At 72.6% G+C, this 234-nt stretch carries 1 protein-coding gene; it reads left to right on the top strand.

Going from position 1 to position 234, the window contains the following annotated elements; all coding sequences use genetic code 11:
* Positions 1 to 234 (top strand): SbcC/MukB-like Walker B domain-containing protein (locus ACZ3HG_RS24930; RefSeq protein ID WP_465335237.1); only part of this gene is annotated, 234 nt, incomplete at both ends.

The following is a 234-nucleotide window of genomic DNA, read 5'->3' as shown; positions in this document are numbered from 1 at the left end:
CGCCCGACTTCGCCGACCTCGTCGACGTCCGCAACCACGTGCGGGTGAGCGCCGAGCGCTTCCGCGCCGCGACGGGCGAGCACGTGGCCCTGTACGACCACATCGGCGAGAAGTCCGGCGGCGAGTCGCAGGAGCTCATCGCGTTCATCGTCGGCGCGGCTCTGCGCTACCAGCTCGGGGATGCCGGTGCCGAGCGCCCGCGCTACGCCCCGGTGTTCCTCGACGAGGCGCTCA

It is taken from the genome of Erwinia sp. PME.40.26/001, from assembly GCF_055556675.1.
The sequence above is the reverse complement of the archived record's forward strand: the minus strand, read 5'-3'. Positions and strand labels throughout refer to the sequence as shown.